The following is a 9,750-nucleotide window of genomic DNA, read 5'->3' as shown; positions in this document are numbered from 1 at the left end:
CCCTGGCCAGCATCGCATGCGCCAGCAAACTGACAAAACAGCCCTGGCTATGGGCAACGATGTTAATCGGCTCGTTTTTCGATTTTTTACGGATGATGCGTATCAACGATGCCAACCGCTGCGCCGCCAGTACCATATAGCTGCGAGGCGGCGCATCGAGCAAGGCGTGGGTCGGACTTTCCGGGTCGGCCCGCCTGACGCCCCAGTTACGCCTGAATCCCGGCCCGAACATGTCCGGCACGTTGCTGGTGGCGTTGGCGAACGGGCCGCCATTTTTCGCATAGCGCTTATCGATGCGATTGCCGTATTGATCCAGGTATTCGCCATGCTTCTGATTGCTATCCGCCTTCAGCGTGTCTTCCCGAAAGCCCCACAAAAACGGAATCACCGGCGATGTGACGCTATCCGACGAGCGCGAAAAGTACACTTTATCCGGATCGGCGCTGATATCGTGTGCCGTGAATGCCTCCCCTTCCTTCAGCTGGAGCGGCAAGGTGTAGTTGGCCGGTTGCAGATGATCCTTGCGGTCCAGGCGCTGATTCAGGCCGGCGCAAATGCCTTGCTCCTGGAAAGGAAAAGCTTCGCCGATATCGTTCACGCCATGCACCAGGATCACGATGCACGGCGCCGGACGCACCAGAGGAATATACGCCAGGCCGCCGCCAGGCAATAGCCACTGCGCCTGTTTGCCGGGAACAACCTTGTTGGCTTCGGTTTCGCTCATGTTGCCGGCTTCCAGAATGAGAGTTCCGCGATATGGATCGCATCGGTTTGCGCCAGTTCGGTCTGTCCATCCGCATCGGTGATACCTTCGATGACTTTTCCGTCTTTCAACTTTATTTTGTAGTGGTAGTCAGCGGCCCGCGCACTTTGATCGCCGTCGAAATGCGCCACGAACTTGCGTTGCGCATCGCCCACCTCGAACGTCGGCATTTCAGTGGCGGCCCCGCGCGCCGGGCTGATGCTGGGTGCGTCGCTTTGCAGATTCAGCGTCTTGGCGTCAATCGTGATCTGGTCCGGCGTCATGCGCAAAAAGCTGCTGCCGACTTGCAACAGCAAGTATTTCTCGGCACGAATCAAGATGCCGTCATTGACCGAGGTGAGCGTCAGCGATTTGTCCGCCGTCAACTCCATGCTGTTGTGCTGGGCTTGCTGGATCAGCTTGCCTTTGTGCGCGATCAGGCGCACATCGCCATCGACGGCGAATTGTTCGATATTGTTGGCGGCCGTATGCAAAATGTCGCCCATCGCATAGTGTTGCTGATTTTTCCCGGCCACCGTGTCGATGTTATGGCCGGCGTAGTGGGTTTGATCCTTCGGCGTGGCGCTGGCGATGCCGGCCACGGCGCTGAGCGCGATCACCGCTTGTCCGGCTGCAGCCGGTCCGCTGGCATCGGCTTCATTGCCGACACCATGGCCCAGGCTCGCGACCGCCTCGAACAAACCTTGCTGGGCCCCGGTTTCGCGTTTGCCGCCTTGCTGACTGGACGCGGCCTTGCCCAATCCCCTGGCAATATCGAGCGCCTGCTCCAGGCAGCTCAGCAGTTCGTCGCGACTCAGTACGCCGCCTTGGGCACGAGCACGCCCATCGGTGCTAAGCAGCAACCCCTTGGCCGCACGCAAGGCGCCGGCGCCGCCGGTTTCCAGTGCAAATCCCTGACCGCGTTCATCCTTGCGCCCAGTGGTATCGTCGATGCGTGCGATATGGCCCAACGACAACTGGCTATGCTGATGATCGCTTTTGAGCTGTGCCTGGATCTTGCCGTTGGTATCGTCCAGCACCAGCGCATTACCACGGCCGCCCGGTGCATTGCCATGATCGGGGCTCAGCTCGCGGCTGCGCAAGCCGGTCAGCGTTTGCTGGCCCGGCAATTTCCAGGGCGGCATGTTTTGCTGGTTATACACACACCCGGTGACCAGCGGATGATCCGGCTCGCCATCCAGCCATTGCACCACCACTTCCATGCCATGTCGGGGTATCGCGTTCCAGCCCAGTTCGGCGCCGGCCCAGGCGCTCGCCACCCGGACCCAGGCCGAGCTTTTTTCATCGTTCTGGCCGATCCGGTCCCAATGAAACTGTACCTTGATCCTGCCGAACGCATCAACCAATATGTTTTCGCCTTGCGGCGTGACGACGGTGGCGGTCTGCGGGGCCAGGATTTTTGTGCGCTGACTGTTAAAACCGCGTCCCGGCCGCCAGGGGATGCTTTTGCGCAGGCATAGCAAACGGTTGTCGTAGCTGGCTGGTAATTCCGCATTCTGCAGATAATTATTGCTGACACTGTGATGCACGCTGACGATCAGGAATTCATCGTCACCATCGGGCTGTCCTGATGTTTCATCAGCGCCATTAAAATGATCGGTCAGCCGGAACCAACGGCCGGGCATGCTAAAACGATTGTTGCCTCGGGCCGCGTAGTGTTTGCCGTCGACTTCGATTTCTTCCATGCGCCGCCGGGCTTGATCTTCGCCATCCTGCCTGCTCTTGATACCGTGCGCACCGGTATATTCATACGATTCGACCGGCAGCACATCCCCTTGTTGATTAATCGATCGACTATTCGCATGGAGCGGCATCGGCTGCTTGAAATTAAAGCTGGACAATCCGATCTGTGAGGCAAGCAAGCGGCGCGCCGCCATCCATTCGCCGATCGCCTCTTCTTCGCGCGCGCCGCCATGGCGCTGGAAACGAATCACCGGACTGGCGCCGTCGATCGCGGCGGCGGCGCCGGAATCGTCGCCGACCACCAGCCGGTGCCCGCTGGCACCATGCTCGTAATGGTAAAACAGGCCGGCGGCTTCCCAGCGCCGGCTCAGGAAATTATGGTCGCTTTCATCGAACTGGGTGACCATCGTCAGTGCTTCGTCACCGCTCACCTTGAAGTCCCAGTCGGCCAGCGTGCCATAATCGCCGAAGATATCGGCGGCCTGCTGCCGCAAACTGCGGCCGTGGAACAAACGGTTGTTTTTGCGCAGCGCCAGGTAGGCTAGCCAGGGCCTGAGCACCATCGAATAAAACACCAGCCCGCCATCGGTCTTGACCAGGCTGAATTCAAACACAATGCCGTTGAAATAGCGCAGACTGCCATCGCCGCGCACCAGCTCGATCGCCACCATCTTGCCTTGCAGTGCTTTCAATGGAATGGCGGCATTGTCGGCCAGCACTTCAACCACGAATTCGAAGTCGCGCGACAAGCCCTCATCCGCTTCCAGCCGGTTGGCCAGCAAAACGGCGTCAGGGCCGTCGTCATTGGGAAACGACAGCCGCAAGATGCGTTGATGCTGGCGACTGCCAGACAATTCCTGCAGGGAAGACAGGACAGCGCTCATGAAACCATCCTTCCATGGCGTGATGGTTAAATCAATCTCAATTAATTTCTTTGCACCAATTATGCCAAGGCTAATATTGGACTTAATTGAAATTGCTCATGAAATCCCTCCATTTTTCAGCCGCATGCCAAAGGCCGGCAAGTCTTTGCGTGGCGCGCAAAGCCGAGCCCGCCTATTACCCCGCGGTATGACTGCGTCATGCGCGAAAAACCGATATTCAAAGACGAAATGATTCGTTCAGCCGGCCGCACCGGCGTCCTGCAATCGTCACGCCATCCACTCATCCAGCAAGCGTGCACATCGCATGACCATCACTCGCCCTCTGCCGCTGCGTTCTTCGGGGCCGACCTGCTGCCGAAAAAAGTCGATGCGGGCGCCGTCCCATCATGGAAAGCGGCACAATAAAACCAGCTGATGGAGGCGAATATGGACTGGATCGACGCGATCACCGCCGTTGGAGCGGCACTGGTGCCGTTGGCGGCGTTGCTGTACCCACTCAAGCGACCGGACAAGACACCGCCTGATCAACCTAAACAGGATTAAACCGCCACGACCGGCATGACGGTCAGTTGCGCTTGCCGGCCAGGCCGCTATTTGCCGATGGCGCCTGGGCCACCACCAGCCGCGAAAAACTGGCGATGCTGGCCAGCGCCGCGAAGCCTGCCGCCAGGCACAGCGCATAGGTGGTGCCCCTGAGCGCCGACACCGTAAAGCAATACGCCACCAGCGCGGCGCCGCTGGCCTGGCCGATCAGGCGCGAAGTGGCGACCACGCCGCTGGCGCCGCCGGCCCGTTCCGGCGGCGCGCTGCCCATGATCGCCTTCAGGTTCGGCGCCTGGAAGAAACCGAAGCCGATGCCGCACAGCGCCATGCGCCAGCAGATATCGAACACGCTCGGATGGACCGGGATCCAGATCAGCGTCAGCAAGCCGGACGCCAGCGCCGCCAGCCCGATGCCGCCCAGCACGCCGGGCGAATAACGGTCGCTGAGACGGCCGGCCACCGGCGCCATCACCGCCACCAGCGCCGCCCATGGCGTCATCAAGAAACCCGTTTCAACCGGCGAGCGGCCCAGCGTAACCTCGAAATAAAATGGCAGCGATACAAACGCCAGCCCTTGCGCGGCAAAAGTGCAGATGGCGGTCAGCGACGACAGCAGGAAGAGAGGACGGCGCAACAAGTCGACCGGCAGCATCGGCGCTGCATGTCCGGCCTGGCGGCGCAGCAGCAAGACAAAGAACATCACCACCGCGGCCAGTTCCGGCGCCAGCGTGGAAGCGGCGGCGTGATGCGCGGCATCGCCGAACAGCAGGATCAGCAAGCCGAACGCACCGACGTTGTACAGCGCGGTGCGGGTATCGAGCTTGTGCGCGGACAGCTTGGTCGCCGGCAGCACCCGGCGCGCCAGGAAAAAGCCGATCACGCCCAGCGGCACGTTGATGGCGAACAGCCACGGCCACGACGACGTGGCCAGGATCAGCGAGGCGGCCGTCGGCCCGACCGCGAACGCGACCGCCACCACCAGCGAATTATTGCCGAACGCCCGGCCCAGCAAATGCTTCGGATACAAGGAGCGCAACAGCGCGGTATTGACGCCCATCATGGCGCTGGCGCCGACGCCCTGGAACAAGCGCGCCACCACCAGCGACGGCAGCGACCAGGCCAGCGCGCACGCCAGCGAAGCGGCGGTGAATAAAAACATGCCGGCAATGAATACACGGCGGTAGCCGACGATCTCGCCCAGCTTTGATAACGGCAGCAAGGTGGCGACCATGGCCAGTTGATACACATTGACGATCCAGACCGACGCCGCCGGCGTGGTGTGCAACTCGCTGGCGATCGCCGGCAACGCGGTATTGGCGATCGCAGTGTCCAGCGACGCCATGCCGACGCCGATAGCCAGCGACAACATGGCCCAGCCACGCGCGCCTGGCGGCAAACCATCCTCGCCGACCAGGACTGGCTGCGTTCTATTTTGCTGCTTGAACATTCTCTATCCGATACGAAAAACCATGCCGCATCTTCAATGTCGCCGCTGGCAGCGCTGAAGATATTTTATTGTTAGCACGGCCGGAATAGTTCATTCATGCGCGTGATTACTGCGGCCGCAAGGTAGACAGTACCATGGATAGGCTGAGTCTGCCGGGCAAGGCATCGGAAAATAGTGCACCTGTTATCAGGCGAGCAATCTGCCGGGACGCGGCGCCGATTGCAAGCCTCGCGTCCTTGCCGGCCTCGGCTATCGACGCAGATGCGTGCGCACGCTGCTGCTCCGATTTACTTACTCCGCAGCACTACCGGGCGCATCGGCTGCCCAAAGATTCATTACCTGGCCTGGATAAGCCTGCAGCAAGATCTGGTCGTTCAAAGTCGACAACGTTTGCTTGCGCCATTCGGCCACTTGCTGCGGACTGTCGCCAGGCGCGCCGCTCTGGTAAGGCGCCAGCGCGCCGATCAGGTCGCGCTGCACCGACGATGTCCCGGGCGTGGTGACATCGGAAGTCAGCTTGCCCATTTCATAGCGCATCGCGCGCGAAGACAGGCTGGCCGACTGCGCCAGCGTGGCCTTGACCAGCCGCCCATCCTTGTACGCCACCCGCGCATCGCTGCTGGCCGAGTCGCGGATCTGGAAATAATCGTAGTTTTGCGATTCGGCCGTGCTATCCAGCTTCAGCTTGGCGCCTGGCTTGATCGGCATATGGTAGCTGGCGGTCAATTGCGACTTCTGCTGCTGCGAAATGGAACGGTCTTTCTGGCTCGGGCCGGCCATCGTCGTGCTCTGCGATACCTCATAGGAAAAACTGTCCGATTCCGTCGGCCGCATCGGGTTGCTCCACTGCGATGCCTGGCTGACCGAGGCGCTGAAATCGGCCAGACCGGTCAGCACGGCGCGGTCTTCGGCAACCAGCGGCCAGCGTCCGGAGGTGGTTTCCGACGCGGCTCCCGAAGCGGCTCCCGACGCGGCGGCGCCATAATTGCTGTTCACGGCAGAAAACGCATCCTTGAACAACGATACGAGGGCGGCGTCGCCATGTCCGCGCGAAGCGGCCTGGTCAAATTGTTTCATATAGCTGGCCATGGCCTTGGCTTGCTGCTCCTTGCCGCCAACGCCGGCCAGCTTGCTCATGTCGACGCTGACATCGAGCTTGCCGGACGGCCCGTCAAAGCTGACCTTGCGCTGTGTGCTATCGGCATGAAAGTCCAGCGTTTGCGGGGTATCGGCCTGGCCTGGCAATTGCACCGCCACGCGCAAATCCACCGACGCCAGCACTTTCGGATCGAATTGCATCAAGCCCGCCAGCTTGAGCTGGGGCTTGCCTTGCGCCATGCCGTCAATCGCCCCTTGAAATGCGTCGGCCAGGCCGGCCAGCGCGCTGCGCTCTGCATCGCTCAATTCGCCGCTACTGCTCATCTGGACGGCCAGGCCGTCGCTCTGGCTATCGAGCGCCAGCTTGACCTTCACCCCGCTTGCGGTGGTGACGGTAAAGCTGACCTGGTTGTCGCCCCGCCCGTGCAGCGCCGACGGCGGCGCCACGCCCGACACGCCGTACAAAGCCGCCGCGCCATCCTGCGGCAAACGGCGCACCGTTTGCGACACATTAACGTCACCGTCCTTCAATTGATTCAGCAACAGCGCGCCCAGGCCGCCAAAACGGCCGGCCGTCGACAGCGACGGAAAATTACCGGCCATCATAGCCGTGACCTTGTCCTGCGACTTGTTTTCCCAACTCAAGGAGCTGCCTTGCGAGCTCTGCATCGCCACGGCCAGGCTTTCAGGACTCAGCGTGACGATGGTGGAAGGCGCCGCCGGATCTGGCGGGGACGAACCCGCCTGCTTCGCCGCGGGGGACGAACGCAGAGGAGGCGGCGGCGTCCAGCTTGGAATGGCCGAGACAGTGGCGCTCATGGCCGTACCTCCTTGTCAGATGAAAACGGGAGAAATAGGTAATGGAAGTTGATAATCAATTTTTTCAAGAAGAATAGGTGGTACATTCAAGATAGCCGATCTTGCAACAGATATACCTATAACGTCCAAAAATACCAAATCATGAGGAATGAACAGGAAAATTCATGCGCCGACGTTAACGAAAAAAGCCAGGCGTCGCCGCCTGGCTTTTTAAACCGCTATTCCAGAAACAGCGCGGCATAAACCGCCCCATGATTACCGCTGCATCAGATGGTCGCCAATGCCGCGTTCAGGCTTGCGCTTGGACGCATGACCGCATCGGCTTTCGCCGGATCCGGGAAATAATAACCGCCGATATCCATCGCATTGCCTTGTACGGCTTTCAGTTCTTCGACGATCTTCGCCTCATTTTCCGCCAGGACTTTCGCCAGCGGCGCGAAATGCGCCTTCAGTTCAGCATCATCGGATTGTGCCGCCAATGCCTGCGCCCAATACAGCGCCAGGTAGAAATGGCTGCCGCGGTTGTCGAGTTCACCGGTGCGCGACGATGGCGAGCGGTTGTTGTCGAGCAATTTACCAGTAGCTTCATCCAGCGTCCTGGCCAGCAGCTTGGCCTTGGCGTTGCCGGTCTTGATGCCCATGTCTTCCAGCGACACGGCCAGCGCCAGGAACTCGCCCAGCGAATCCCAGCGCAAGTGGTTCTCTTCCACCAGTTGCTTGACGTGCTTGGGCGCCGAACCGCCGGCGCCGGTTTCGTACATGCCACCACCGGCCATCAGCGGCACGATCGACAGCATCTTGGCGCTGGTGCCCAGTTCCATGATCGGGAACAAGTCGGTCAGGTAATCGCGCAAGATGTTGCCGGTCACCGAAATGGTGTCCAGGCCGCGCGCCACGCGTTCCAGCGTGTAGCGCATGGCGCGCACTTGCGACATGATCTGGATGTCCAGGCCATTGGTATCGTGATCCTTCAGGTAAGTCTGGACCTTCTTGATCACTTCGTTTTCGTGCGGACGGTACGGGTCCAGCCAGAACACCGCAGGCATGCCGGAGTTGCGGGCGCGGGTGACGGCCAGCTTGACCCAGTCGCGGATAGGCGCATCCTTGACCTGGCACATGCGCCAGATATCGCCCTCTTCCACGTTTTGCGACAACAGCACTTCGCCGGTGGCCAGGTCGGTGATGTTGGCGACGCCGGCTTCCGCGACTTCGAACGTCTTGTCGTGCGAACCGTATTCCTCGGCTTGCTGCGCCATCAGGCCGACGTTAGGCACGGTGCCCATGGTGCGCGGGTCGAAATTGCCATGCCATTTGCAGAAATTGATCATTTCCTGATAGATGCGCGCGAAGGTGCTCTCCGGCATCACTGCCTTGGCATCTTTCGGACGGCCATCGGCGCCCCACATCTTGCCGCCGATACGGATCATGGCTGGCATCGATGCATCGACGATGACGTCGTTTGGCGAATGGAAGTTGGTGATGCCCTTGGCCGAATCGACCATCGCCAGTTCCGGGCGGTTGGCGTGGCAGGCGTGCAAGTCTTTCAGGATTTCATCTTTTTGGGATGCTGGCAACGTTTCGATCTTGTCGTACAGATTGACCATGCCGTTGTTGACGTTCACGCCCAGTTGTTCGAACAGCGCGGCGTGCTTGGTGAACGCATCCTTGTAGAAAATGCGCACGCAATGGCCGAACACGATCGGGTGCGATACCTTCATCATGGTCGCCTTGACGTGCAGCGAGAACATCACGCCGGTCTTGTACGCGTCGTCCAGTTCCTTCTCGTAGAACTCCAGCAGCGCCTTCTTGCTCATGAACATGCTGTCGATGATTTCGCCGGCTTTCAGCGACACCTTCGGTTTCAGCACGATGGTCTTGCCCGAAGCGGTGATCAGTTCCATCTTGACATCGCGGGCGCTGTCCAGCGTCAGCGATTTCTCGCCATGATAAAAGTCGCCGTGATGCATGTGTGAAACGTGGGTACGCGAAGCCTGGCTCCACTCGCCCATCGAATGCGGATGCTTGCGTGCAAACTCTTTGACTGCCTTCGGCGCGCGGCGGTCGGAGTTACCTTCGCGCAGCACAGGATTGACGGCGCTGCCAATGCATTTGCCGTAGCGTGCCTTCAGTGCCTTGTCTTCGTCGGTCTTCGGATCTTCAGGATAGTCCGGCAGCTTGTAGCCGCGGCCTTGCAGTTCGCGTACGCAAGCCATCAGCTGCGCAACCGATGCGCTGATGTTCGGCAACTTGATGATGTTGGTGTCGGCGTTCTGGGTCAGCTTGCCCAGTTCAGCCAGCGTGTTCGGTACTTTTTGTTCGTCAGTCAGGAATTCAGGAAATTCGGCCAACACCCGCGAAGCGACCGAAATGTCGCTGGCAACCACGTCGACGCCGGCTGGCGCGGTAAACTTCTTGATGATAGGCAGCAGCGAATACGTCGCCAGCATTGGCGCTTCGTCAGTCAGCGTGTAGATGATTTTTGATTTTTGTGTTGCCATTTCATTTCCTCGTAT

The 9,750-nt window shown here is 60.1% G+C and carries 6 protein-coding genes (1 of these 6 only partly in view); 1 reads left to right on the top strand and 5 read right to left on the bottom strand.

What is annotated here, in order from left to right:
- Together GJA_RS28680 and GJA_RS10605 are read right to left on the bottom strand one after the other, a co-directional pair.
- On the bottom strand, nt 1–724 hold the 5' portion of the coding sequence (locus tag GJA_RS28680) for a T6SS effector phospholipase Tle3 domain-containing protein (protein WP_051780633.1). Its footprint begins 20 nt before the window's first position; 724 of the gene's 744 nt are visible here — the first part of the coding sequence; the start codon lies at nt 722–724; its stop codon lies beyond the left edge, outside the window.
- Nucleotides 721–3,330: a type VI secretion system Vgr family protein gene (locus tag GJA_RS10605; protein WP_051780631.1), complete on the bottom strand. Its 2,610-nt coding sequence runs from the start codon at nt 3,328–3,330 to the stop codon at nt 721–723. The genes GJA_RS28680 and GJA_RS10605 overlap by 4 nt, the downstream gene beginning before the upstream one ends.
- 198 nt (nt 3,331–3,528) lie before the next feature.
- On the opposite strand from GJA_RS10605, the gene GJA_RS10600 reads away from it, so the two are divergent.
- On the top strand, nt 3,529–3,735 hold the full coding sequence (locus GJA_RS10600) for a hypothetical protein (protein ID WP_038491880.1): 207 nt from the start codon (nt 3,529–3,531) through the stop codon (nt 3,733–3,735).
- 160 nt (nt 3,736–3,895) lie between these two features.
- On the opposite strand, the gene GJA_RS10595 is transcribed toward GJA_RS10600, so the two are convergent.
- From GJA_RS10595 to GJA_RS10585, 3 genes are all read right to left on the bottom strand, one after another.
- Entirely contained in the window at nt 3,896–5,320 is a 1,425-nt protein-coding gene (locus GJA_RS10595; protein WP_051780628.1) for an MFS transporter, read from the bottom strand.
- Nucleotides 5,321–5,611: 291 nt separating this feature from the next.
- Nucleotides 5,612–7,237 (bottom strand): hypothetical protein, encoded by a 1,626-nt coding sequence (locus GJA_RS10590; RefSeq protein ID WP_051780626.1) that lies wholly within the window; start codon nt 7,235–7,237, stop codon nt 5,612–5,614.
- Nucleotides 7,238–7,503: 266 nt separating this feature from the next.
- A complete protein-coding gene (locus GJA_RS10585; RefSeq protein ID WP_038491877.1) occupies nt 7,504–9,735 on the bottom strand; it encodes an NADP-dependent isocitrate dehydrogenase in 2,232 nt (743 codons plus the stop codon).
- Nucleotides 9,736–9,750 lie beyond the last annotated feature (15 nt).

This window comes from Janthinobacterium agaricidamnosum NBRC 102515 = DSM 9628 (assembly GCF_000723165.1).
Taxonomy (GTDB): Bacteria; Pseudomonadota; Gammaproteobacteria; order Burkholderiales; family Burkholderiaceae_D; genus Janthinobacterium; species Janthinobacterium agaricidamnosum.
Note: the sequence above shows the minus strand (reverse complement) of the source record. Positions and strands in the feature narration are given on the sequence as shown.